This is a genomic window from Fructilactobacillus fructivorans (assembly GCF_001434095.1).
Classification (GTDB): domain Bacteria; phylum Bacillota; class Bacilli; order Lactobacillales; family Lactobacillaceae; genus Fructilactobacillus; species Fructilactobacillus fructivorans.
In genome coordinates this window covers 139,823-165,261 of record NZ_AZDS01000002.1, presented here as the reverse complement: position 1 = coordinate 165,261, position 25,439 = coordinate 139,823, and the positions used below count along the sequence as shown (strand labels likewise).

At 42.5% G+C, this 25,439-nt stretch carries 22 protein-coding genes; 13 read left to right on the top strand and 9 right to left on the bottom strand.

What is annotated here, in order from left to right:
* Positions 1-247 precede the first annotated feature (247 nt).
* Together FC73_RS02795 and FC73_RS02790 are read left to right on the top strand one after the other, a co-directional pair.
* Entirely contained in the window at positions 248-1,042 is a 795-nt protein-coding gene (locus FC73_RS02795; RefSeq protein ID WP_010022342.1) for a LacI family DNA-binding transcriptional regulator, read from the top strand.
* The gene (locus FC73_RS02790; protein ID WP_029327157.1) at positions 1,035-1,235 is read left to right on the top strand and encodes a hypothetical protein; all 201 of its coding nucleotides are present in this window, start codon (positions 1,035-1,037) and stop codon (positions 1,233-1,235) included. The genes FC73_RS02795 and FC73_RS02790 overlap by 8 nt, the downstream gene beginning before the upstream one ends.
* Before the next feature lie 349 nt (positions 1,236-1,584).
* On the opposite strand, the gene FC73_RS02785 is transcribed toward FC73_RS02790, so the two are convergent.
* Positions 1,585-2,445, bottom strand: coding sequence for a MetQ/NlpA family ABC transporter substrate-binding protein (locus FC73_RS02785; protein ID WP_010022339.1), 861 nt, complete (start codon positions 2,443-2,445; stop codon positions 1,585-1,587).
* Positions 2,446-2,541: 96 nt separating this feature from the next.
* Entirely contained in the window at positions 2,542-3,453 is a 912-nt protein-coding gene (locus tag FC73_RS02780) for an alpha/beta hydrolase (protein WP_010022336.1), read from the bottom strand.
* A gap of 226 nt (positions 3,454-3,679) precedes the next feature.
* Between FC73_RS02780 and FC73_RS02775 the strand changes: the two genes are divergently transcribed.
* Both FC73_RS02775 and FC73_RS02770 read left to right on the top strand, forming a co-directional pair.
* Positions 3,680-4,627 (top strand): NAD(P)H-dependent flavin oxidoreductase, encoded by a 948-nt coding sequence (locus FC73_RS02775; RefSeq protein WP_010022335.1) that lies wholly within the window; start codon positions 3,680-3,682, stop codon positions 4,625-4,627.
* Between the two features lie 137 nt (positions 4,628-4,764).
* On the top strand, positions 4,765-6,816 hold the full coding sequence (locus FC73_RS02770; RefSeq protein WP_010022334.1) for an LTA synthase family protein: 2,052 nt from the start codon (positions 4,765-4,767) through the stop codon (positions 6,814-6,816).
* A 45-nt stretch (positions 6,817-6,861) separates the two neighbouring features.
* Here FC73_RS02770 and FC73_RS02765 read toward each other — a convergent pair whose 3' ends face one another.
* From FC73_RS02765 to FC73_RS02745, 5 genes are all read right to left on the bottom strand, one after another.
* The gene (locus FC73_RS02765) at positions 6,862-8,046 is read right to left on the bottom strand and encodes an aminotransferase-like domain-containing protein (protein ID WP_010022333.1); all 1,185 of its coding nucleotides are present in this window, start codon (positions 8,044-8,046) and stop codon (positions 6,862-6,864) included.
* Between the two features lie 127 nt (positions 8,047-8,173).
* A complete protein-coding gene (locus FC73_RS02760) occupies positions 8,174-8,737 on the bottom strand; it encodes a GNAT family N-acetyltransferase (protein ID WP_010022332.1) in 564 nt (187 codons plus the stop codon).
* A gap of 10 nt (positions 8,738-8,747) precedes the next feature.
* Entirely contained in the window at positions 8,748-9,269 is a 522-nt protein-coding gene (gene hdcB / locus FC73_RS02755) for a histidine decarboxylase maturation protein HdcB (protein ID WP_010022331.1), read from the bottom strand.
* A 49-nt stretch (positions 9,270-9,318) separates the two neighbouring features.
* Positions 9,319-9,873, bottom strand: a complete 555-nt coding sequence (locus FC73_RS02750) for a DapH/DapD/GlmU-related protein (protein ID WP_010022329.1) — start codon at positions 9,871-9,873, stop codon at positions 9,319-9,321.
* 17 nt (positions 9,874-9,890) lie between these two features.
* Positions 9,891-12,419, bottom strand: coding sequence for an AAA family ATPase (locus FC73_RS02745; RefSeq protein ID WP_040472328.1), 2,529 nt, complete (start codon positions 12,417-12,419; stop codon positions 9,891-9,893).
* 163 nt (positions 12,420-12,582) lie between these two features.
* On the opposite strand from FC73_RS02745, the gene FC73_RS02740 reads away from it, so the two are divergent.
* Together FC73_RS02740 and FC73_RS02735 are read left to right on the top strand one after the other, a co-directional pair.
* Positions 12,583-13,413: a MerR family transcriptional regulator gene (locus FC73_RS02740; protein ID WP_010022326.1), complete on the top strand. Its 831-nt coding sequence runs from the start codon at positions 12,583-12,585 to the stop codon at positions 13,411-13,413.
* Positions 13,403-14,083, top strand: coding sequence for a hypothetical protein (locus tag FC73_RS02735; RefSeq protein WP_010022325.1), 681 nt, complete (start codon positions 13,403-13,405; stop codon positions 14,081-14,083). Before FC73_RS02740 ends, FC73_RS02735 begins: the two co-directional genes overlap by 11 nt.
* A gap of 40 nt (positions 14,084-14,123) precedes the next feature.
* Here FC73_RS02735 and hdcA read toward each other — a convergent pair whose 3' ends face one another.
* On the bottom strand, positions 14,124-15,059 hold the full coding sequence (gene hdcA / locus FC73_RS02730; protein ID WP_010022324.1) for a histidine decarboxylase, pyruvoyl type: 936 nt from the start codon (positions 15,057-15,059) through the stop codon (positions 14,124-14,126).
* Between the two features lie 258 nt (positions 15,060-15,317).
* Here hdcA and FC73_RS02725 point away from each other — a divergent pair, with 258 nt between their 5' ends.
* The 5 genes from FC73_RS02725 to cydC are packed head-to-tail and all read left to right on the top strand — an operon-like array spanning position 15,318 to position 22,480.
* Positions 15,318-16,496 (top strand): NAD(P)/FAD-dependent oxidoreductase, encoded by a 1,179-nt coding sequence (locus tag FC73_RS02725; protein WP_010022323.1) that lies wholly within the window; start codon positions 15,318-15,320, stop codon positions 16,494-16,496.
* A gap of 26 nt (positions 16,497-16,522) precedes the next feature.
* Entirely contained in the window at positions 16,523-17,962 is a 1,440-nt protein-coding gene (locus tag FC73_RS02720) for a cytochrome ubiquinol oxidase subunit I (RefSeq protein ID WP_010022322.1), read from the top strand.
* Positions 17,959-18,984, top strand: coding sequence for a cytochrome d ubiquinol oxidase subunit II (gene cydB / locus FC73_RS02715; protein ID WP_010022321.1), 1,026 nt, complete (start codon positions 17,959-17,961; stop codon positions 18,982-18,984). Before FC73_RS02720 ends, cydB begins: the two co-directional genes overlap by 4 nt.
* 21 nt (positions 18,985-19,005) lie before the next feature.
* Positions 19,006-20,748 (top strand): thiol reductant ABC exporter subunit CydD, encoded by a 1,743-nt coding sequence (gene cydD, locus FC73_RS02710; protein ID WP_010022319.1) that lies wholly within the window; start codon positions 19,006-19,008, stop codon positions 20,746-20,748.
* On the top strand, positions 20,741-22,480 hold the full coding sequence (gene cydC, locus FC73_RS02705) for a thiol reductant ABC exporter subunit CydC (RefSeq protein WP_010022318.1): 1,740 nt from the start codon (positions 20,741-20,743) through the stop codon (positions 22,478-22,480). Before cydD ends, cydC begins: the two co-directional genes overlap by 8 nt.
* A gap of 7 nt (positions 22,481-22,487) precedes the next feature.
* On the opposite strand, the gene FC73_RS02700 is transcribed toward cydC, so the two are convergent.
* Positions 22,488-23,465, bottom strand: a complete 978-nt coding sequence (locus tag FC73_RS02700; RefSeq protein WP_010022316.1) for a polyprenyl synthetase family protein — start codon at positions 23,463-23,465, stop codon at positions 22,488-22,490.
* A 106-nt stretch (positions 23,466-23,571) separates the two neighbouring features.
* Here FC73_RS02700 and FC73_RS02695 point away from each other — a divergent pair, with 106 nt between their 5' ends.
* Both FC73_RS02695 and FC73_RS02690 read left to right on the top strand, forming a co-directional pair.
* Positions 23,572-24,486 carry a prenyltransferase gene (locus FC73_RS02695; RefSeq protein ID WP_010022315.1) on the top strand — a complete coding sequence of 305 codons (915 nt, stop codon included), beginning with the start codon at positions 23,572-23,574 and terminating at the stop codon, positions 24,484-24,486.
* Positions 24,487-24,511: 25 nt separating this feature from the next.
* Positions 24,512-25,432, top strand: coding sequence for a prenyltransferase (locus FC73_RS02690; RefSeq protein ID WP_010022314.1), 921 nt, complete (start codon positions 24,512-24,514; stop codon positions 25,430-25,432).
* The last annotated feature ends 7 nt before the right edge of the window (positions 25,433-25,439 follow it).

Below are 25,439 nucleotides of genomic sequence, written 5' to 3'. Positions count from 1 at the left end.
TCTACAAGCAATAATTCATCCTAACTGCTCTAGACCGCCATTTATCCCACTTTTAACCTGTAACAATGAAAATGAGTTATTTTCACTCTCCAATACCTAAATACGTAAGTGGTTAACCGTTTACTCAATTTGCTCCAAATTCTTATGATTAATCTAAGTATTATGTAATAACATTTTGCTTTTTATAATTTTATTGGATATGATATTTTTATCTAATCATTTATGAAATAAATTGAGGAAGTGAAAAATGAACAAGAAACGTGTCACCATTACCGACGTTGCCAAGCATGCCAATGTGTCGACAGCAACCGTTTCACGGTTCTTAAATAACCATTTGAATTCAATGTCCAAGAATACGGCAAATCGGATCAAAAGATCCATTAGTCATCTCGGGTATGTGCCGAACTCAATGGCTCGTCGACTCAGTTGCCAAAATGACAGTGGGAGTATCATTGCGGTAGGTGTCTCTGATATTGAAGATCCCTTCTCGATTCGGATGTTTGAGGGTATTCAAGACCAATTATCAAAGTATAAGTACATTCCGTTACTAATCAATTCAGCCAGTAAATACAAAAATGAGCGGGACCTCTTTCTCTCTCTGGATACAAGTCTGATCAGGGGCGCCATCATTCATCCTGTCAACGAACACATTAAGGACATTGCCGAACTATTAAAGCCGCGCTTTCCGGTCATCCTAGCCGACAAATCGATTAATGACGGCTTTTTCTACAACATCGTTGCTAACAACTTTGAAATTGCCCAAAAAGCCGGCTCCTTTTTTAAAAACAACCTAGGCATTCAGAAGTTAATCCTGGTTACCAACGCTGAAAGTGAAATGAAGGTAGTTCGGGAACGAATTGCGGGAATTAAATACGTGTACCCTGAACCTGATATTACCATTGTCAAACCGGGTCACTCCAAGACGTCCTTAAATCATGCCTACCATGAAGTTGAAACGCCAACCCAACAGTTTAATCTTCTGCCTGACGGAACAATGGTTACTGCACCTTTTGCCACGATTACTGCGAAACAACGTGATTGATAAAGAAAAAATTCCAAATATCACGGGCTTTGTGAGTTCTAAGATCGTTAATTTAATTAACCCACGTACCAAATGTATCCGAACTGATGCGTACAAAATGGGAAAATACTCCGCTCAACTGATGTACGACATCATCAACAAGCAAGTGGATCTAAATAAAAAGCGCTACATGGTTCATGCTACGTTTGAATAACATTTAAGACCGATTAAGTTAGTCACTTAATCGGTTTTTATTTTCCAAACAAAAATGCCACTTATTACTAAGTGGCATTTTGGGGAGTGTGAAGCTATGTGTCTCCAGAAGTAAGAAAAGCGTTGTGAAAGCAATATGTTTTTGGAGTGTCTAAAGAATAACACGGAAAATACGCCTTTCTTCACCCCTTCTGTGGCATACTTGTGAAAATAACGCAGCATTTTCAATGTTTAACTTATATTTCATCACTAGTTAACCGTTTACGAAACTTCTTGTGATTATTAATATTTTTTAACCACAAAAAAGGACCAAGGAGCATTTAACCTCTCCTTGGTCTCATTTATCCCTGCTAGTTAAAATAACTGGCTGGCTTATTTACATCAATTTTGGTTCCATGAAACTTCTGCTTAATGTATTTCTGCGCTGGTTTACTGTGATATAACTTCACTAACTTCTTGTAGTTAGGATCATTCTTGTTCTTAGCGTTCGTAGCAATCACATTAATGTTGCCCTTAGTATCCTCATTCAGTTGTTCATGATAAATGGCATCCTTTTTCACGTTCAGGTTACTTTGAAGTGCCATGGTGTTGCCAATGACAACGGCCGCAACGGTTTTATCATTCAACAGACGTGGACCCGTGTGGTCATCAACCTCACGGAATTTCAAATCCTTGTGATTATCCGTCACGTTTCTGGGTTGATAAAGTCCATTCTTGGGTTCTCCACCCAACTTAATCAAACCAGCACTCTGGAGGAGTTTCAAACTACGAGCCGTGTTGGCTGGATTACTAGAAATCGCAATCGTCGACTTATCGGGAATCGCATTGACGGACTTATACCGGTTAGAATAGAGTCCCATTGGTTCAAGATAAGTGGTTCCTAGAACCGCCAGTTTGCCCTTCTTGTTATTCTGATTAAAGTATTTCAAATAACTTTCCATCTGAAAGGCATTCACGTCAACCTGACCCTCAACGGTAGCCTTGTTAAGACTTACACCATCAGAAAAGTCTTTGACCTGTAAATTAATTCCGGCTTTCTTGGTTTCAGGTAGTTTGGCAATGTATTCCCATACCTGAGTATCAGGACCATATGAGCCTAGTGTGACGGTTTTGGGCGACTGAGCGGGTTTGTATCCAAACTGATATGCACCAAGTCCGACGACGACTAGAACAACCGCAATCCCAATGATCCATTTCCATATTCTTCTCATCCCTTACCTCCTCTATACTTCATTAATTATCATCACTCAAACACATTCTTAGCGTTAAATCAATTAATTACTTTGATTTTCTGGCATTTCCAAGTCCTACTTAAAGTACTGTTCCGAAAACGCCCTGGTCTTTTCCACGTATACATGGCCCTCTTTATTGAGAGAATCGGCATGCGTCGCATGGTTCACAATCCACAACTTTTTGGGACCATGATCATTTTGGTAGTTAATGTACGCGTCTTTTACGGGAACAAACTTGTCCGCATTTCCATGGATGATAAAGAGCGGAATTTTGTTATGAGCCAGCGTTTGTTTCGTATTGGCAGCGTAAAAATCATACTTGGCGAAGATGTTACCGTAGATCCTGGCAATCGGCAGGATCGGGAAGGTTGGCAGGTGGAACAACGTGCCGAGTTCGTATTTTAACTCGTCGTAGATGCTGTTGTAGCCACAGTCGGCAATCGCAAAGTCAACGTTATGGGGAGCTTTTGGCAACGTGAACAACACGGCCGCAGCGCCCATACTAATCCCAAACATCCCCAGCCGACCAGTTGGCATTTTCTGGTCGATCATGTTCATCCAGGTCACAATGTCGCTTCGATCCTTCCAGCCATAGCCAGCGTACTCTCCCTGACTGCGACCAAACGATTCATCATCCGGTGCCAGCACGTTGTAACCATCATCGTGAAACATCCGAATGTAGTTATTCATCTTGTGTCCCGTGCTCCCGTAGCCATGAACCACGATCATCGTTTTATTGGTAGTTGTTTTAGCGGGCAAGTAGTACGCCGTTAACTTCAACCCACTCTTGTTAGTCTGGTGCCAAACCTGCGGATTTTGTTTTTTGATCCAGGTTGTATTCACTTTCTCACCGACCTGAGTACTGTATCCACCCCGCTTGAACGCGAAGTTAAATAGAAAGTAGGTTCCCACAAAAATCAAGATAATAACGATAATTACAAGTGCGATGACAACCTTGTGCCACCGCTTTAATTTTCCTTTTTTCATCATTTCGCCCCTTTTAACATACTGCTCATTATAAGGATTTCACTTCACCAAATGACTAATGATTTTTGAAAGGAACGTAATCACGGTCATCGCAGGTCTTAATGGAAGTTACAGATTAATTCAACTGTCATTCAATCAATCACAAATCGTTTTAGTTTGCTTCTAATGCATTTTCTACTAAAATATGTATGTATAACTAACTAATAATAAGTAAGGAGTTATTCAATTGAAAACAAGTCCAATTACTAAAATTTTAGGAATTAAATATCCCATTATTCAAGCTTCATTAAACTGGTTGACCGACGCCAAGTTCGTGGCTGCCGTCTCAAACGCTGGGGGAATGGGAACCCTTGGCCCCAATGCTGGTAAAACACGTCCTGATCAGGATGCCACCGAAATGCTGAAGAAGCAGATTGCAGAGGCTAAGAAGCTCACTGACAAACCGTTCGCGGTTAACATGATCGTAAACAGTGAAGACGACTTTGCCTATCCTGACAAGACTTTTAAGGCCGCTTTCGATGCGGGGGTTCGAATCTTCATTTTATCTGGAGCCATTAATCCAAAGTTATTTAAGGAAATCAAGGATTCTGGGAGTACCTTGATCTTTCGGGAACTCAATCCGTCGGTTGAAGGTGCCAAGAAGGCTGAGTCCCTCGGTGTCGACATCTTAATTGCCACTGGTTACGACGAGGGAGGCATTATCCCAACCACTGGACTTGGAACTTTCACTACCATTCCACGAATTGTGGACGCCGTTTCCATCCCAGTTGTTGGCGCGGGTGGCATCATGGACGTTCGTGGTGTACGAGCTGCCTTTGCCCTCGGTGCTCAAGGTGTCTACGTCGGAACGCGGTTCATCGTAACCGACGAAAACCGGACTTCATACGCCGCTAAACAAAAGATCATTGACTCCACGGTTGATGACGTTGTCCTTGTTTCACCTAACCAACGTTCCATCAAGAACCCAATGGCTGATAAGTGGGCCAAGGAATTTAACAACGGTGTTAAGGATACCTATCAACAAACTCGTGAGGCTGGTGGGGTAAGACCCGCCATGCTTGACGGCAAATTGGATGATGGGGTGATTTCCATCGACGTTGGCATTAACGACATCCATGACATTAAGAGTGTCAAAGAAGTGGTGGATGAAATGATGCAAGATTTTGAAAATTAAATAATAAAAAAGACTTCAGATTGGCTTATTAAAGGTCATTTGAAGTCTTTTTTATCATTTCAAGACTTCTCAGTATGATAAAATATTAATTGTGTAATAACTTACATAATTTTTAATACATAAAGGAACGTCTAACTTTGAAAATCATCAAAAAAATTCTTCACGTCTTCAACACTCGGATTGGCTTCTTCATCCTACTTGTCGCGCTGTTCTGGTTTAAAACTGTTTACGCGTACTATCACGTCTTTTACCTGATTCCCGCGAGTCGGATGCAACACATTATTTTACTAATAAATCCGCTCGCCGCGATTATTATTACACTCAGTCTGGCATTGTATCTAAAGCCCGCAAAACTGTTTTATCCGTTTATCATCTTTATTGATTTCTTAAACACCGTCTTACTATACATAAATATCGTGTATTTCCGGGGCTTCCTTGGCTTCATGACCGCCGACACGATGACAACTGGCCATTCTAACTTAAACGGTGGGTTGATTACGAGTGACACCGCCTTGATTAATAAATGGGATACGTTTTACTGGTTGGACCTAGTAATTGTGATTCTATTACTACTGTTTCGGGTCATCAAAATTGACCGGCATCCCTTAAAACTAAGGTGGAGCTTACTTACGACCGGAATCGGAATTCTCTTCTTAATTCTCAATCTTGTGCTAACTCACATTGATAATCCCAATCTGTTTGCCCAATCAAGTACACAAAGCAAGCAGAATGACATCGTCAAATATATCGGAATCGACAACTACACTGTCTACGACTGGACCAAATCGATTCAGACCAATATTGCCCGGTCCACCGCTAAGAAATCTGATCTAAATGACATCCTCAAATTTACTAATAGTCACTATGCCGCTCCCAATCCGGCAATGTACGGTTCAGCTCGTGGTAAGAACGTGATTATCATTCATCTGGAAAGCTTCCAACAGTTTTTGATCGACAAGAAGATTAATGGCAAAGAAGTTACGCCATTTCTAAACAAGATTTACCACAGTCAATCGACCAATTCATTTGATAACTTCTATCATCAGGTCGGACAAGGAAGAACGGCTGACGCCGAAAACATGCTGGAAACTAGTACGTACGGTCTGCCAGAAGGTTCGCTCTTCTCACAGTACGGAAATTCCAACACGTTTCAAGCTGCCCCTGCCATCCTGAAGCAGCAACAAAACTACACCTCCGCCGTTTTCCACGGTAACGATGCCAATTTCTATAACCGCAATAACACGTACAAGCGACTTGGCTTCCAGTATTTCTTTAGTTCTAAGGACTACAACTTAAAGGGTGATCGAACCGAAGGCATGGGATTAAAGGACAAACTCCTCTTTCAAGATTCCAACAAATACCTGGAAAATCTCCAACAACCGTTCTACGCCAAGTATCTGACGGTTACCAATCACTTACCGTACGTTCTGGACGAAAAGGATCAGAAACAGATGCGGTTTAAGACCGCCAACACCGATAATCCAGAGGTCAATAACTACTTTGTGACCGCCCACTACCTCGATCAGTCCGTCAAAGAATTCTATGATTATCTCCACCAAACGGGGCTCGATAAGAACTCGATGATCGTGATTTACGGGGACCACTACGGCCTAATGGATCAGGACGAACGGAGCTTGGCGCCGTTGTTAGGAGTAAAGCCAAACGATTGGAACTCTTACTACCACAGCCAGATTCAAAGGGTTCCTTTCATGATCAACATGCCAGGAACGACTGGTGGAAAGATCCATCACACGTATGGCGGTGAAATCGACGTTTTGCCAACGATCTTGCACCTCTTGGGTGTTAACTCCAAACCGTACGTTCAGTTTGGAACCGATCTTTTCTCAAAACAACACGATCAGGTCGTGGCCTTTAGAAACCGTGATTGGGTTTCACCCCAGTACACGTCAGCTAACGGAACGGTCTACGATAATAGAACCAAGCGTCCGCTTCATCCCACCAAACCACAACAGGAACAGATCAACAAAAACCAAAAGCAGGTTAACACCGAACTAGAACTGTCGGATAAACTGAACAAGGAAAATCTCCTGCGCTTCTATCATCCGAAGGGCTTTAAGCCGGTTAATCCTAAAGATTACAATTACAACAATGAATTTAACAAGGAAAAACAACTCGAGAAGCAGTTAGGACAGAAATCCACGAGTTTAGCTTCATTGGATAAAAGATAAATAAAAATAGCATCTAACTCGCATGAGTTAGGTGCTATTTTTATTTTATTGACCAACGACTTCGGAAATGGCCTTTCCCATTCGTTTGATCCCTTCTTTAATCTCTTCATCATTCATGTTTGAGAAATTAAGTCGGAACGTCCCCGGTTGGGCGTCATCAGCATAAAAAGCGGATCCGGGAACAAAAACCACGTTATTGTTGAGACACGTCTGATATAATTTTGCCGTATTTACTCCTGGAACTTCCACCCAGATAAACATGCCACCCTCAGGCTTACTGTGGCGAACGTTTTTAGGAAAATACTTATCAATTTGTTGCATCATTAGGTTAGCCCGGTGTTCATAGGTATCAGTAATCTTTTTAATGTGCTCGTGAATGTCAACGTCACTCAGATACTGCGAGACGATGTACTGCGTCAGATTATCGGTGTGAAGATCGGCATTTTGTTTAAACAGGATGAATTTATCCATGAAATTTTGTGCTGCCACTAACCAACCTAGCCGTAACCCCGGAGCCAAAATCTTAGAAAACGAACTCAGATAAATAACGCCACCATCATGATCAAAGTGCTTGAGCGGCGGTAAATACTCACCAGCGTAACGGATTGCCCCATACGGATCGTCTTCCAAAATGGGAATTCCGGCCTTTTTCCCGATCTGGACCAATTCTTTACGTCGTGGTTCGCTCATGGTTCGTCCAGTTGGATTTTGAAAGTTTGGAATCGTGTAAATAAACTTGGCGGCCGGATATTTTTGAATCAATTTTTCTAACTCATCCGTTTTCATCCCGTCTTCGTCCATGGGAATGCCAACGATTTTAGCTCCATACGACTTAAAAACATCAATCGCTGAGAGATAGGTGGGATCCTCAGTCAGAACCACGTCGCCGGGGTTAATCAACATCCGTGAAACAATGTCAATAGCCTGTTCCGACCCTGTCACAATTCCCACGTTACTAACCTCCGTATCAACGTGGCGTTCCTTCATGATGTCCACGATCTGTTTTCTTAATTTTTCGTATCCAAGCGACTGGGAATACTGTAAAACCACTTGGCCATACTGATCGAAAACCTTGTTGGCAGCGGCTTTAATCTCATCAACCGGAAATAATTCCGGAGCAGGCATTCCACCGCCAAAAGAAATCACTTTAGGATCCGAACCAGCTTTAAAAAGATTCGATGTGACCGTGCTGACGTGTTCAGGAACCCCGTTTGCGTATCTAAATTTCATTTGAAGCACCTCACTTTGTTAATAACATCATTATTAATTTAATTTTCACTGTAATTAAAGCATTACATTAGTCCAATTATAATACTTCCATTTTCATGCGTCCGTTTCTAAGACGTCAAAAAGCCCATCAGACCTTAATAGACTGATGAGCTTTATAATTCACTTTTTTCATGATCCAATCATTAGTTTGATAACCCACACCGTTGATTAGAATGCCATCTTGAATTACCTGATTTAGATGAAAGCCAGCTCGTTTGGCAACCTGATTACTACGATCATTATCAACCACAGCTTTGATATGAATTTGATTCAAATGATAGTCATAAAATCCAATTTGACACATGGAAAGAACGGCTCGATGCACAATTCCATTTCCAGTGTACTGATTGCCAAGCCAGTACCCCATTTCACCCTGCTTTTGGTTAACATCAAACGAATTAAAACTAATCATCCCAGCAATCTGATCTCGATAAATGATCAATAAGTTAACCGAATCTCCAGCACGATAATATGCCATGGTTTGTGTCAAAAACTGCTGCTCGGACTTTACTGATCTCATCGAATTAGCCCACGGCAACCACCTTGCGATCGTGGTACGGGAATTATTAACCAACTGATACAGGTGTCGGGAATCTCCCGCTTGATCCGGAAGCCGTAATGAAATTTCTTGATCAACTTGATATGGAAACATCAATCTACCTCTACTTACCAGCCTTAGAAATAGAACCATTTAGGTCGTCGTACTCATAACGACTCAGTTTTCCATTTTGCATGGCCACTCGCAACCGATCCACTTCCTTACCATGGTCGGCGTTAGTGAGATAATTGCTTTCGCCACGAATCGTGTTGTCATATTTAGCACCCGTAAGTCCACGTTTCAAAACGGACTGGGTAAAGTCATAGACCCGACCGTACACAATGTTTTGGTAATTAAATTTTTGATTTCGAATCTGAAATTTAAGGGCGCCGTTGGGAACCCCACTCACGAATGTCATGGTTTCAATCATGTTACGTGGGTAGGATCGGTGAGAAAAAGTTTGATTCTCATCTTGAAAAATAAGCAACTCGGTCTTCGTAATGATTAAAACGGATGTCTTGGTTCCACTTTTATCAACCAATAATCCCCTTACCCTTTCTTTAGGGAGGTTAGTCGTAAGATACTGATTGAATTGAGATCCAAGTGCCTTTTGCAGTCCATGAAATTTACCTAATTTGGCGTGCATTTCCCTCTACCTTTCTTTCTAGATCAAATGTGATTTATTATCAAATCCATTATATCGCTTTTAAGAAATGAGCTGGGCTTCCTACCACGACCGTGTTCGCTTTTACGTCCTTAGTCACAACAGAACCAGCACCAATAACAGCATTTTTACCGACCGTTACTCCCGGCAAAATGGTCACATCGGCGCCAATCCAAACATTATCTTCAATGTGAACGGATGCACTGTTAACGTCCCAACGATGCGTTGGATCAAGGGTATGATTCAAAGACGTAAAGGTAACGTTCGGTCCAACTAAAATATGATTACCAAAATAAACGCCACCAAGGTCAACAAACATCGAGTTTTTATTAATAAAACAATTCTTTCCCAAAAAAATATGAGGACCAAAATCTGTATGGAACGGCAGTGAAACTTGAGTAGTCGGATCAATCTTTTGTTGCATGATCTTTTCTAACAACTGATGCTGTTCAGCATGTGTATGCCGATTACAATTTAAATCTTGTTCCAGCAATGAATTCTTATCAATAATAGCTGAAACCTTCTCAAATCCAGGATCAGCAGCAGATACGTGAGCACCCTTTAACAATCTTTCTAAAATATCCATTAATTCTCTCCTATCAACTAAACTAACCCAAATTTCACAAAGTGATTTCGCAAGTACTTAAGCGTGGAACTAACTGGATTTTGGATTAGCTTTTTAGGTTCACCACTGGCCATCAATTGACCACCATTTGTACCACCCTTTGGCCCCAAATCAATCAAATAATCCGCATTTGTCATCAGATCCAAATCATGGGTAATAATAATCACGGTGGCCCCGCTCTTCTTTAATTTATTAATAACACCCAGCAGTGTCTGAATATCTTGGGGATGTAACCCAACGGAGGGTTCATCAAAGACAAACAGGGTCTTGTCTTGCGATTTATTGAGATGATTAACTAACTTCAAACGCTGAGCTTCTCCGCCAGATAAGCTGGGAGTACTTTCCCCTAACTTCAGATAGTTCAAACCGATCTCATCAAGTAGTCGCAACTGCTTTTCAATCTTAGGAACTCCCTTAAACACCTCTATGGCCTCTTTCACTGACATGTTTAAGATGTCCACAATACTGTAGCCATGCCAATGAATCTGTTGAATCGCTTGGTTATAGCGGGAGCCATGACAGTAGGGACAAACTTCTTCCATCTCAGGTAAATATTGAATGTCGAGTGAAATCATTCCCACTCCACCACAGTGTTCGCAGGCTCCCTGCTTGTTATTGTAAGAGAAGTACGCCATCCCATATCCCCGCTTCTTGGAATCCGGTAGGTGCGCAAACATTCTTCTTAAATTATCCATAATCGAAGTATAGGTAGCTAAACTAGACCGAGAATTTTTTCCAACTGGTTTGGCGTCCACACTAACTACATTTGTCAAATTAGTGTCTAATTCTTCAACCTGATGAGGTAATTCTTGATGATGATTATGAGCACTGATCGCTGGGATGAGACTGTCCAAAATCAAACTTGTCTTCCCAGCACCTGAGAACCCAGTAACTGCCGTAATTTCATTTCCTGGAATCGTGACATCAACATCGTGAAGGTTAAAATATTTTCCAACTTTCAAATGAGTGGTAAGTTCATCAGAAGATTTCATGGTTGGCACCTTCTCATGCATTATGTCAGCTTTACCCGCCATAAAGGGACCAATCAATGATTTAGGATCATCAATCAGGTCGTGTGGCGTCCCTTCGGTGATGATTCTTCCTCCAGCGTCACCAGATCCAGGTCCCACTTCAATGACCCAGTCAGCTGCTTCAATAATGTCAACTTCGTGGTCAACCACCACTAATGAATTGCCTTGTTTAATCAATTTTTTAAACACGTTAATTAAGCCCTTGATGTTAGCTGGATGTAGTCCAATGGACGGTTCATCCAAAACATACAATACCCCCGTTGTTTCAGTCCTGAGGGTCTTCGCTAACTGAATCCGCTGTAGTTCCCCAGTTGATAAGCTATTTCCGTTTCGAGCTAGGGTTAAGTAATCGAGACCTAGTTCTAACAATGGCTGTAATGTGTCAGCTAAATTCTTAAACAAGATATTCGCCATGTCCTGCATCTCATCAGGTAACTCCTGCTTCGTTTGCTTCTCCCAATCAGATAATTTTCCAAGTGAAAGATCTGACACCTGAGCAATGTTTAAATCGCCGACAATTTGCGTCAACAAACTAGGATCCAAACGGGTCCCATGACAAACTGGGCAGACCGAAAAATGAAAGAATTCGTTAATTTTATTCATTGCTCGATCACTTTTGGATTTTTTTAATGAATCATAAACAGCTTCATACGCATTCTCATAAAGGGTATTGTCAGTATGAAAGACTCGTCCTGTTGAAGTTCTAAAATCAACTGGATATTGTTTTTTCTTCCCATGCAAAACAATGTCTTTTTCGTGATCAGTTAAATCCTTATAGGGAACATCGGTCCGAACGCCCAAACTAGCCGCCACCGTCGGCATGAAATTTCTACCAGGGAGATGCCAAGATGCAACCGCCCCGTCTTTTAGACTGAGATTTTCATCCCCAATTAGTTTAGTCTCATCCAGTTCCCGTACTTGTCCGGTTCCGTGACATCTCTTACATGCACCGCCAGCATTAAACGCAAAGTCCTCAGCTGACTTGGCCATGAATTGCACCCCGCAGGTTGGACAAGTAATCATTCCCATCTTGCTGTCGGGTCCACCCGGCAAATCCATGGATTGTGCGATTTTAAGACTGGGTTGAACGCGATGACCGTTAGGACACACAGTTGATCCTAAACGGGAAAAAATCAACCTTACAACGTTAAAAATCTCACTCATTGAGCCTACTGAGGGTACGTTTGGTCGTTGACGTAGGGCAATGGCAGATGGAATGTGCCGCACTTCCCGTACGTTCGATCTTTTACTCTGACTAATCCTCCGTCTGGTATAGGTCGACAACGCTTCTAAGTAGCGTCGTGATCCTTCAGCGTACAGGATTCCCATTGCAAGAGAACTTTTCCCTGATCCTGAAGGGCCTGAAATGGCCACGAATTGATTTAACGGAATATCAACGTCAATATTCTTTAAATTATGTACATTACCACCACGAACCTCAATGTGATTAACTTGCTCATTATTTGTTTTCATCATAATTCCCTCCGATCTTCTGTCATTATTTTAAACTGTAACGAAACGTTACAGTCAATGATAAATTAAACAGCGGTGTTTCTGCATCATAATTAATCCAACATTTTTTTACTTGATAATTAATTGTATGATGACACTAAGAACTCATCGTTTAGGAGGAATTCGGATGTTAAAAATAAGCGAGATGGCTGATCTAGCCAACACAACCCGTCGCACCTTAATTTTCTACGATCAACAAGACGTCTTTAAACCAGCCCATCGCACGAAAGCTGGATATCGTTACTACGATTACCAGCAACTATATGACCTCCTGCTGATTTTGGGACTCCGAAAACTTGATATCTCTTTGAGTGAAATTAAGGTCATCCAAAGGAAGTCCAATCAGTCTTCAAGGGAGCAACTCTTTAGTGCGCAAACCCGGATTGACGCTAAAATTAATAAATTGCTCCAGATTCAAAAAGTAATTAACCAAAAAATTGAGCAGCAAACCGTTACCGATCCGCCCGTTTTATATCAGCCCGCCATTAAGAGACGGGTTCAAACTACTTTCTGGTGTTCAAAAGAATCGGCCACCTGTACCGAAGAAGAAGTGGCTCAACTTTTTTCTGAGTTTTATAAACAATTGAATTCATTGTCCGTGATTGATACTGGAAAGTCAGGATTTTTAACGAATTTACCAGTTAATAATCCCAATGGCTATCCAAATGCTTCCTTCAGAGTCATCAAAGAAACCGTCAGCCACCAACAGAAGCTTTTCATCCCAATGATCAAAAGGGATGCCGGTAATTATGTATGTATTTTAGTTAAAAATGATCTCCTCGGAATCACACGTGGTTTGAAGATTTTAAAATCATTCTGTGAAACAAATCATTTAGAAACCCAAACGTACTTATGGCAAATCAATTCTGATAATAATCTGATTAAAACAGGGGCTTCTGAATACGGTTGGCTTGAATACGCTCTTCTTAATCCCCAAGAGGGACATCATGGAGATTGAACAACAACTTTTTAAGAACTTAAAACCAAATTTTACGAAACTACGAAATTTCGGCTTTAAATCGGTCAACGACCACTTGGAATACACAACCATCATCCCTCAAACCAATTTTTCGGTTTCCATCACCGTTGATCGAAACGGCCAAGTTGCTGGCAAAGTAATGGATAATGATTACCATGCGGAATACACCAACTTCCGGGCGGTCGATCCCCAGGGCGGCTTCGCTACCAACATCAAGAAAGCCTACGTTGCGATTCTAAAAAACATTGCAACCCACTGCTTTAACTACGATCCGGTGACAACCGGGCAGGAATGGATTGTGCCAGCCAACCCCAAGTTCTTTGACCTTGAACGTGACTTTGCCAAACACGCAACCATCATTTGGAAACAAACCACCCACATCCATGTGGGTGATACGGTCTACATCTACGTTACGTCTCCCGTTTCCGCCATCAAGTACAAATGTGTGGCGGTAGCGGTCAACCTTCCGCATTACTATCATGACCAAAACATCACCATGCATTACGTCATGCGCTTACATCTGCTTAAGAGGTATAAACCAACTGAATTTAACCTAGAGCAATTAAAACGAGCCGGAGTAAGGGCCGTTAGAGGTCCCCGTCACGTTCCAAAACCTTTGAGTAAGATGCTTAACCTTGAAAAAGAATAAAAGCCAGTCAATAAAAATTGACTGGCTTTTTCATTTGTAATTAATATTGAATATCTTGGTTTTCCACGATCGATTGATATCCCATTTTCTCTAACCATTCTGGCAGACTCAAGTCCTCCATGATGTTCATATCGACATCTGGGGTCAAAATGGATCCTCCTGGCACCGCGTCCACTGGCATGGAAAAATACGGTCCAACGGTGATGGCATTCCCAATCTCACCTGGCTTCATCATGACGTGAGCAAAACCGATCCATGAACTAGCAAACGAAGTGCTAGCGTCCTGTCCACACTGGGCAATGGAGTGAGCGATGGCTTCCCGCCGATGATAAAGAAACTCGTTTAAGTCGTCCTCATTTGGGGTATTCCAGGTCCCCGCGTCTTCGATAAACATGGAAGAGTTATGAACGGGATCCTTCGCAATTGAGATCGCAATGGCCGACCAAACTCCATAGGCTTCACCCGGATTTAACGGACGATCATCAAGTGGTCGTTCGGCCGTGACTCCCTTGTTCGCACAGACAATGAAACTACCGGGTGCGGGATAATGGCGCCGATTATCAGCCGTCCCGAAAAACTCCACCAGTGAATCTTGCAGCGGCTTCCCGTCATAGATGGGAAGCTTGGAACCATCCCACTGGGTTTCATAAAAGAGCGGTTGCGCTTTATCAACGGCGGGGTTTCTCAGTAGATCATATCCCAGGATGTGCCCCTGGACTCCGGTAAAGCTAGAAGCCGTCATCATGTTGATTTGACCGATGTAGGCATTCTTACATTCGGCTCGATCATAGGAGACAATGCCATCCAACATACTATCGTCCGTTTTTTCACGCGTTCCAGCATCAACCTTTAATCCTGTGACGTAACCACCGCCAAGGTTGCCAGGTTCCATGTATCCTCGCGAATATTTTTGATAGGGATTAATCGCAATTCGATCAATTCCCTCTTGATTTAAAATTTTGTCAATTTTAGCCATATTCTACTCCCTAAATTTGGAAAAAATTACGTTGCTTATTACCTACATTCATAATCGCCTAACTCAAAATCACTTTCAAGCATCAACACCTATTGAGGCCCAAATGACAGTGCTGAAAAGGCTTTGACCACCTCTTTTATTTTTAATAAAATATTTTATTAAAATTTATTTATAAAAAGAGTGACACAATGTCAGCATTAGGGTTAAAACAATGTTAAGATTTACACAATAATAGGTGTATGAAAGGAGATCCTGATAATGAAAAAAGTCTTAATACTAGGCGGTGGATTCGCTGGATTAAGGGCTTGTAAGCTTTTGGCTAAGAGTAAGGCTGATTTAGACATTACCTTAGTTAACAAAAATGCTTATCATTATGACTCTACCGGCCTTTATAAGGTCGCATCAGGAGATGAAGCACCAGAACGACTTATGTTTAGAATTACAGACATGATCAGTCCTAAGGTTCATTTCATAGAAGACGACGTTGTTAAAGTTAATGGTAAAGATAACACAGTTTCAACCAAAAAAAATGGTGATTTAAGTTACGACTACTTGTTCAATGCGTTAGGTTTTGAACCAGAAACGTTTGGCACGCCAGGTGCTGACGAGTTTGGTCTTCAAATCAGTGACATTGACAACTCAACTGCCGATTACCAAAAGATTCAAACCACTCTAGACGAATACGATGAATTTAAAGATCCAAAACTCTTAAACATCGTCGTTGTTGGTGGTGGTTTTACCGGAATTGAACTCTTGGGTGACCTGGTTCACATGGTTCCCAAGTGGGCGAAGAAATACGGTTTTAAGAAGGAAGACTTCAAGATTACCTGTATCGCCCCTGGTTTTCTACCAATGTTCAACAAAAAGTTAGGCGACTATGCTCAACACTTCCTTGAAAAGAAGGGTGTTAAGTTTGTGATGGGTGACACGGTGTCAAAGATCACCGCCGATGGTGCTTACTACGGCAAAGATGATAAATTCATTCCATCACACTTAGTCTTTTGGACCGCTGGGGTCAAGGGATCCGACGTTATTCCTGCTTCACAGTATCCAGACGAACACAGAAACCGAGTTGCCGTTAACACCGACATGAGTCTTAACGACTTCCCTAACCAATACCTAATTGGTGATGTCTCAGCTGTTAAGGACGACAAAACGGGACGAATGTTCCCAACTACTGGTCAGATCTCGATCTACGAGGCTGACGTGGCAGTTAACGATTTTCTCAATAAATTAAACGGCAAGTCTGCCGTTAAATTCGACTACAAGTCAATGGGAACGGTTTGTTCCCTTGGACCTTATAGTGGAATTGCCGAAATCTACATGTTCGGTATGACATTTAAATTAAAGGGATGCATCGTTCCAATCTTTAAAAACATGATCTTCAAGAAGAACGGATTGGAACTTGGAAACATCCGGACCATGTTAGAAAGCTAAACTGATTTAAGGAGGAATTAATCACGATGCTTAATTTAGGTTTAAGTGTTTTGCCGCTAGCGCGGATTCAGTTCGCTGAAACCACGATTTTCCATTTCTTCTTCGTGCCCATGTCAATTGGACTGGCACTGATTGTAGCAATTATGGAAACCTTCTACGCGGTTACCAAAAAGCCAATCTACAAAACCATGACTAGATTTTGGAGTAAGATTTTCTTACTCAGTTTCGCAGTTGGTGTTGTAACTGGTTTAATTCAAGAATTCCAGTTCGGGATGAACTGGTCTGATTATTCAAGATTCATGGGTGACATTTTCGGTGCGCCACTGGCCATCGAAGCTTTGTTAGCCTTCTTCTTGGAATCAACGTTTATCGGAGTTTGGATGTTTACTTGGGACAAATTAAAGCCCGGTTGGCACGCTCTGATGATCTGGTTGGTCTTCTTCGGATCTGCCATTTCAGCCCTCTGGATTTTAGCTGCCAACAGTTTCATGCAGCACCCAGTTGGTTACCGAATTGACCCTAAGACTGGTCACGCTTTAATGACTAGCTTTGCAGCCATTCTCACAAATAAACAGCTCTGGTACGAATTTCCCCATGTTATTTTTGGAGCCTTAGTTACCGGTGGATTTATCGTTGCTGGTGCTTCTGCTTGGATGATCTTCAGAAAGAAATGGCCAGAATTCTTCAGAAAATCAATGCGAATTGGTTTGACCGTTGGATTAATTGCAGTCTGCGGTAGTTTCCTAACTGGAGACCAACAGATGCTTTACTTAAGCCATCAACAACCAATGAAGTTTGCCGCAGCTGAAGGTGAATTCCAAAACGTCAAAAGTCCTGCTTCATGGACAGCCGTTGAAATTGCTCATACCAATGAACACAAGGCTGACTTCAAGATTGAGATTCCATACTTAATGGACATCTTAACTTATCATAAGCTAAGTGGATCAGTAACTGGAATGAACGAAACCAACGCTAAGCTCCACAAGAAGTGGAATAAGCAATTCGGGAAAAACATGAACTACTATCCACCAGTAAATACCCTGTTCTATTCATTTAGAATCATGGCATTTGGTGCCGTTGTCTTAGCTTTCCTTGCCATCTGTGGTCTTTGGTTCTCAAGAAAAAAGAAGAACACGATTGGCAAACAGTGGTGGCTAACACTACTACTGACGGTAGCGACATTTGGGCCGTTCATCATCAACACCTGTGGTTGGTTAGTTACTGAAAGAGGTCGTGATCCATGGGTTGTCTACGGATTACTTCCAATTGCCAAGGCGGTCTCACCAAGTACGACGGCAGGTTCCGTCCTCTTTACCATTATTATTTACTTCTTCTTATTTGCCACCTTGGGTGTCTTCATGTTTATGTACGCACGAAAAGCACTTTACAAGGGTCCTGAAGGTGTCGGTGACCACGAGAGTTACGACACTGAAGATCCATTTTCAAAGGAGGCCTTTGAGAAATGAGTTTATTACAACTTTTATGGTATTTCTTGATTGGATTATTGTTCGCACTGTTCCTAATTCTTGATGGAGCCGACTTTGGGGCCGGGATGTCAACTCGTTTTCTAGCTACTAACTACGACGAAGCAGCACTTGTCCTTCGAACGATCGGTCCGCACTGGAGTGGAAACGAAGTCTTCTTGGTTGCCGCTGGTGGTTCAATGTTCGCTGCCATGCCAATGTGGTATGCCTCATTGTTCTCAGGATTTTATCTCCTATTGTTCTTCATCTTGGTCGCTCTGATTTTTCGTGGAGTTTCATTTGAATTCTCCGAAAACGCAGAGACCAGAAAAGGACGAAACCGTTGGATGTGGGCGAACTTCTTCGGAAGTGTGTTCATTCCCTTCTTGTTCGGAATGCTGTTCACCGACATGATTCAACGGTTACCAATGGACGGTCAGGGTAACATTTACGTTTCCCTCCTAAACGTGATTAATCCACTATCAGTTCTCGGTGGAATCACGTTAACCGCTCTGTGTCTATACCAGGGTCTTCACTACATTGCCTTGCATACGGCTGGTTTGATCAGATATCACGCCTCAGCAATGGCTTCCAACCTGTACTGGTTGGCATATCCAGTGGAAATCCTAGTTGTGATTGCATTATATTTCCAAACCAACTTCTTTGAGACACATTTGATCTCAACTGTAGTAGTATTAGCATTAATCGTTGCTACAACAATTTGGGGTCAGATTACCAGTGCAACTGGTCACGAAGTACAGGCATACCTTGCTAGTACCAGTACCATTGCCCTGCTAGTAATCCTGATCTTCGTTGGTTTATTCCCTAATCTACTAAATGCAGAAAATCCAGCTCACACGATTTCCATCGTGAATGCTTCTTCGTCACCATATACTTTGGTCGTTATGACAATTGTGGCATGTATCCTCCTACCAATCATTGCGATTTACTTCACCTGGAGTTACATTTCACAATTTCACCGTATCTCACTTAAGGATATGGAAGACACTAATTCTGGATACTAAAAAAATAAGGATTGATAAAACATGTTTGATAAACAACTTCTATCAATTCCTGGGGTCAAAAAATTAATTGCCAAGCTAAGTGTTCTAGCGATCGTTCAATCAATCGCTATCATTCTTGAAGCTGTGTTTCTTTCACAGGCGATGGTACTTACTTGGGAACAAAAAAAGATAGCAGCGTTAACCATACCCGTGCTATCTTTTTTTGTTGCTTTCGCATTAAGATATCTGATCACAAGAATTGAAAATCAAATTACTGATAAATTTGCTAGTCAGGCAAGCAGTCAGCTAAAGGAACAGCTCCTGCAAAAAGAGTTCGAACTGGGACCAGCCATGGTCTCCAACATCGGTTCTGGTCACATGGTCACGCTTGCCCTTGAAGGCATTGACAAGGTAGAAAACTACCTTAATTTAATCTTGCAAAAAACCATCAACCTGGCCATTATTCCGTGGACTATCCTGCTTTACAGTTTCTTCGTAAACTGGTTATCTGCGGTCGTCATGCTACTGGTCTTCCCAGTTATCATCCTGTTCATGGTCATCTTGGGCCTCGCAGCTCAAGCCAAATCAGACCGCCAATACTCCGGCTTTAAAGAAATGTCGAATAACTTCATCGACAGCATGCGGGGATTAAAGACACTGAAACTCTTTGGACTCAGTAAGAGGTACGGTGATAACATTTACCGGGTCAGTGAAAACTACCGTAAAAGCACGATGAGTGTGCTGAAAGTGGCGTTATTGTCTACGTTTGCCCTCGATTTCTTCACGACGATGTCAATTGCCATTGTCGCCGTCCTACTAGGAGTTAAATTGATTAACGGAACGGTGACCTTGTTGCCCGCTCTGATCATCTTGATCCTATGTCCGGACTACTTCTTGCCCGTTCGGGACTACGGAAATGACTATCACGCAACCCTAGACGGTAAAAATGCCATGATCGACATTCACCACATTCTTGATTTGCCCAGTCCGACTAGTCAAATCAAGCTTCACGGCTTTCAGAACTGGACCGCTGACAGTACCCTTAAGGTCAGTGACTTAAACTTTAGTTATGACCAAAAAGAGGACAACATCTCCGACGCCAACTTTAATTTAAAGGGCTTCGTCAACGTTGGAATTGTCGGTCGCTCAGGATCAGGAAAGTCGACCTTGCTTAACTTACTTGGCGGTTGGCTCTCACCGACCAACGAGAACGGCCATCTCCCATTTGAAGTTAACGGTCAAAAAATTGACAGTTTGGCCCAACCCGAGTGGCAAAAACACATTAGTTACATTCCCCAGGATCCCTACATCTTTGCCGGAACAATTGCCCAAAACATTGCTTTCTACAAGCCCGACGCTGATATGGATGCCATTAACGCTGCCATTGAAAAAGCCGGCCTAGAGCGCTTTGTAAATAGTCTTCCCGACAAAGCTGCCACCAAGATCGGGGAAGGTGGTCGTGGTATCAGTGGTGGTCAGGCCCAACGGATTGCCCTGGCCCGCACACTACTTGATACCCAACGAACGATTCTCCTACTTGATGAACCGACCGCACATTTGGACATTGAAACCGAGTATCAATTGAAACAAACCATGGTTCCCATTTTTAAGGACCATCTCGTTATCTTTGCCACTCATCGATTGCACTGGATGAACGAAATGGACTACATCTTGGTCATGGAGGACGGAAAAATCGTTGAACAAGGAACTCAGTCCGAACTGACCAAGCAAAACGGGGCCTATAAACGATTAATTAGTGAGATTCGAGGTGATGACAATGCGTAAACTTCTTAAACACGATACGTGGATTAAACCGTATCTAACTAAGTACAAGGTCTTGTTGTTCTGGGTCTTCTTTCTAGGTGTTCTCACGTTTGGATGTGGAATCGGACTAATGTTCGTTGCTGGCTATCTAATTAGCCGTTCGGCAACCCATCCGTACAACATCCTGATCGTCTACGTGCCAGTCATCTTGACGCGAGCCTTTGGAATTGGACGACCAGTCTTCAAGTATCTCGAACGAATCAACAGTCATAACTGGGTGCTAAAGGTAACGTCAGCTTTAAGAAAACGCCTCTATACTACTCTTGAATCATCGGCCCTCTTTTTAAGTGAAAAGTTTCAAACCGGTGACCTGTTAGGTGTCCTGGCTGACGACATTGATCATCTAGAAAACCTGTATCTTCGGACTATTTTCCCCACCATCGTGGCCTACATCACTGGAATCGTGATCATTGTGGCCCTCGGAATCATCAGTTGGCCATACGCCATCTTTATGTTCGTAGCGTTCGCCATTGTCTTGTTCTTCGTTCCCCTCGCTTCGGTCGCAATGCGGGGTGCTTCCAAGGAGTACCAAAAGTCCCTTTTGCATCAGTCTTACGAGAACTTGACCGATTCTACCCTAGGAATTGCCGACTGGATGATTTCTGGAAGAGAAAAGGGCTTTATCAGCCACGTCCGCAAAAACGATCCCAAAATCGCTAAATCAAACGACAAAACTCACCTCTTTGAGTGGAACCGTGAATTCTTAATTAAAGTTGTCTTTGCGATCATCATTATTGGGACCCTCTTGTGGTCGAACCTGTACTTCAAGGGTTCTCAGGAACTCGTCAACTACGCGGCTGCCTTCGTTATGGGAATCTTTCCCTTAATGGACGCCTTCGTGCCCGTCTCACAGGCCCTCGAAGAATGGCCCATGTACAGTGACTCAGTCGTTCATTTAAATCAACTCTCTGATGAAGAAAAACATCCGTACGTTACTGACGAAAAGTTGCCAACACCGGCTGAATTTCAGTCCATCAAGCTCGATCACGTAACTTTTCATTATCAGGACGATAAGAATGACATCATCAAGGACGTCTCCTTTAAAATCGATAAACACCATAAACTGGCGATCATCGGACCCAGTGGAGTTGGTAAAACCACCCTACTACAACTACTGACCGGTGCGCTTGTTCCAACCAGTGGGCACGTGCTCATCAACAACGTCGATGCCTACAAGTTGGGCTCTGACAGTTACAAGTGGTTCAGTGTCCTGGATCAGAGTCCGTTTCTGTTCGATACCAGCGTCCTAAACAACGTCCGGATTGGAAACGAAACCGCGACGGATGAAGACGTCAAAAAAGCCATTAAGGCCGTGGGACTCTCAGACTACATTGAATCACTGCCGAAAGGATACGACACCAACGTGAAAGAAAATGGAATCCGATTCTCAGGTGGTCAAAGGCAACGAATTGCGTTAGCCCGCATCTTGCTGCAGAATAATCCAATTGTTTTGTTAGACGAACCAACCGTGGGACTGGATCCCATCACTGAGAACAACCTGATTAAGACAATTAGTCGCGTTCTAAGGGACAAGACCGTCATCTGGGTTACCCATCATCTTCAGGGATTGGACGAAATGAACGAGGTCATCTTCCTGGAAAATGGCGTGATCAAAATGGAAGGAAATCCCAAAGAATTGTATAAAAATAACGCCCGTTACCGTAGGTTATACGCAATGGACGTTGGAGAGTAAAATTCGATTATTTGGATGACTGAAACAATTCAGAAATGATAGTTTTAAGAATGACAGTACTTTCGGACTGCGGCAGCTTCGCAATGAGATGAAAAGCATCATCAAGATACTGGTCGTAAATCTGACGAGCCGCTTTCATTCCGCCACTGTCACTTACAATTTCAACAATTTGTTTAAGATCAGCTTTATCAAGCTGGTCTTTTTTTAGGATCTTTTTTAGTTGGGGCGCATCTGCGGTCTTTAAAGCCTCAATTACTGGTAAAGTGTAGACACCCTCACTTGCATCGTGAAGAGTGGGCTTCTCGGTCTCAATGACAGGCTCAAAGTCTAGGAGATCGTCTCTAATCTGAAACGCCATCCCAAAGTTTAAGCCAATCTTTTCGGCCACTTGAATGGTCGATTGATCCGCTTGAGAGAGAATGGCACCTTCACCCATGGCTACCTTGAAGAGTTCTGCAGTCTTACCCTGAATGGAATCAAAGTAGTCCTGCTCACTACGATCCAGATCAAATTTACTGACATCCTGAGCGAGTTCGCCAAACAGAACGTCCTTCATACTCTCAACGTTATAGCGTAAATTATCAAAACTAGGTGCGTAGTCCAAGAGCATCTCAAAGTACTTGGTAAACAGGTAATCACCCAGGTAAATGGCTTCTCGCTGCCCAAATTGGGAGTTTAACGTGCTTTCTCCCCGTCTTAGGTCCGATTGATCGATCACATCATCGTGGACCAGAGAGGCCAAATGAATGACCTCAATGGAGGCGGCAGCTTTCAATAATTTCTGGCGATCAACGGTCACTTTCCCAAAGTGACCTGAAATCAAAACGAGTGCCGCCCGCAACATCTTGCCGTTTCCGGTCACTAATTGTTCGATTCCCTGTTCAAAATTAGCTTCGGGAACCTGAATTTCATCAGTTATGATCGATTGAACCTGTTCCAGTTCTTTTTCAAGGTCTGGAAATTTATTCCAAATGGTAGTTTTCATATCTTTTCCCTTTTTTATGGTAACTTTACAATACTTTCATGGTACTATAATAATAACATTATCCTTAATAATAATAACATTAACAACAATTTTTGGAGGTAACGCAATGACTTGGAAATACTTTTATCAATTAACCGAAATGTACACTACTCCAGTAGATGTCTTACTCCTACTGTTCTGTGCCAGCTTTTCGTACTACTTTTATGGCTCCTTTAACTGGCTTTACGCCACGTGGGCCTTCTTCATCGTGTTTGGCATGCATCTCTTTTTAAACATACATAACAACTTAGAGGACTACGAGCACGCCACTGATGTTACTGATTACAAGCATAGTACCAGCATCATCGGGATGCATCACTTAAGCCTTAAAATGATCAGAAACTGGGTAATTGGAATGGGCGTTATCATCGCCATTTTAGGTTTAATCTTGGCCTACTTCACCGGTTGGCCCACGTTAGTGATTGGGGTGATCGGTTTTGGCCTTGGGGTTGCCTATTCCGCTGGTCCCCGTCCACTGGATTCCACTCCATTTTGTGAGCTTGCAACTGGCATGCTCATCATGTTCTTTGATCCACTGGTCTACGTCTACTTGGGAAGCATCAATCGTCATCCCTTCACGTGGAGTAGTGTCTGGGACGTTTTCTTAGGCACCATGTTCCTGTTCGTACTGGCCTACATTACCCAGTTAGCTAACAATACCTGTGACCTTCACCAAGACATTGGTAACCACCGTTACACCTTGGTGTACTACATCGGCAAATCAGACGCAATTAAATTATTTACAATCGTTTTCTGGCTGACAATCTTAATCATACCAATTTTATCCTACTTTGGATACGTCCCACTACTTTCTAATTTGACTATTTTAGCTTACCCGCTTGCATGGAAGAAGATTAAAGTTTTTTTAACCAACCAGAGTAAAAAAGAAGTTTACCATGATATCGTTGGTGGTGTGACGATGTTAATGGGAATCTATATCGTTACCTATATGATTGGAACTTTAATCAAATTCTTTCTTTAATAATTAACAAGGAGGAGACTATATCATGACCTGGAAATATTTTTATGAACTGACCGAGATTTACACCACCCCACTCGATGTCACCTGGCTCATCCTGGCGGCTAGTTTTTCGTACTATTACTATGGATCGTTTAACTGGCTTTATGCCATCTTTGCCTTCGTGATTGTAATTGCCCTGCACCTATTTTTGAACATGCAAAACAACTTGGAAGACTACGAACACGCAACAGACAAAACGGACTATAAGCACAGTACCAGTACCATCGGTAGTAACCACCTTAGTCTTTCCATGATCAAACACTGGCTCCTTGGATTTGGTGCTTTCATCGTAATTGCGGGACTGATCCTCAGTTACTTCACCGGCTGGCCCACGTTAGTCATTGGAGTAATCGGTTTCATCCTAGGATTGGCTTACTCGGCTGGTCCAAAGCCACTGGACGCAACGCCACTCTGTGAACTGGCCGTTGCCGCTCTGATTCCGTTCTTTGTTCCTTTGATTTATATGTACATGGGAAGCATCCACCGCTGGAACTTCACCCTGCAGAGTGTGCTCGACGCCTTCTTGGTTACCCTATTGCCGTTTATTTTGTTCTTCATCATTCAGCTGGCCAACGACACCTGTGATCTAGAACAAGACATTGGAAATAATCGACACACCCTGGTTGATTACATCGGGAAACAGAATTCGATCCGAGTATTTGATTGGATCTACTGGCTTTCAATCCTGGTTATCCCCATCTTGTCACTGGTAGTTGGGATCGTACCCTACTTCGCCTTGGTAACCATTCTGATCTATCCGTACGTTTGGTCGAAAGTGAAGGTGTTCAACACCAACCAGGACAAAGAAGAGATTTACAACGTCATCGTTATGAACATTTCGTTAATTGTGATGCTGTACATCTTGACATACATGGTTGGAACCGTCCTTACTTATCTATTTAAATAAATTAAAA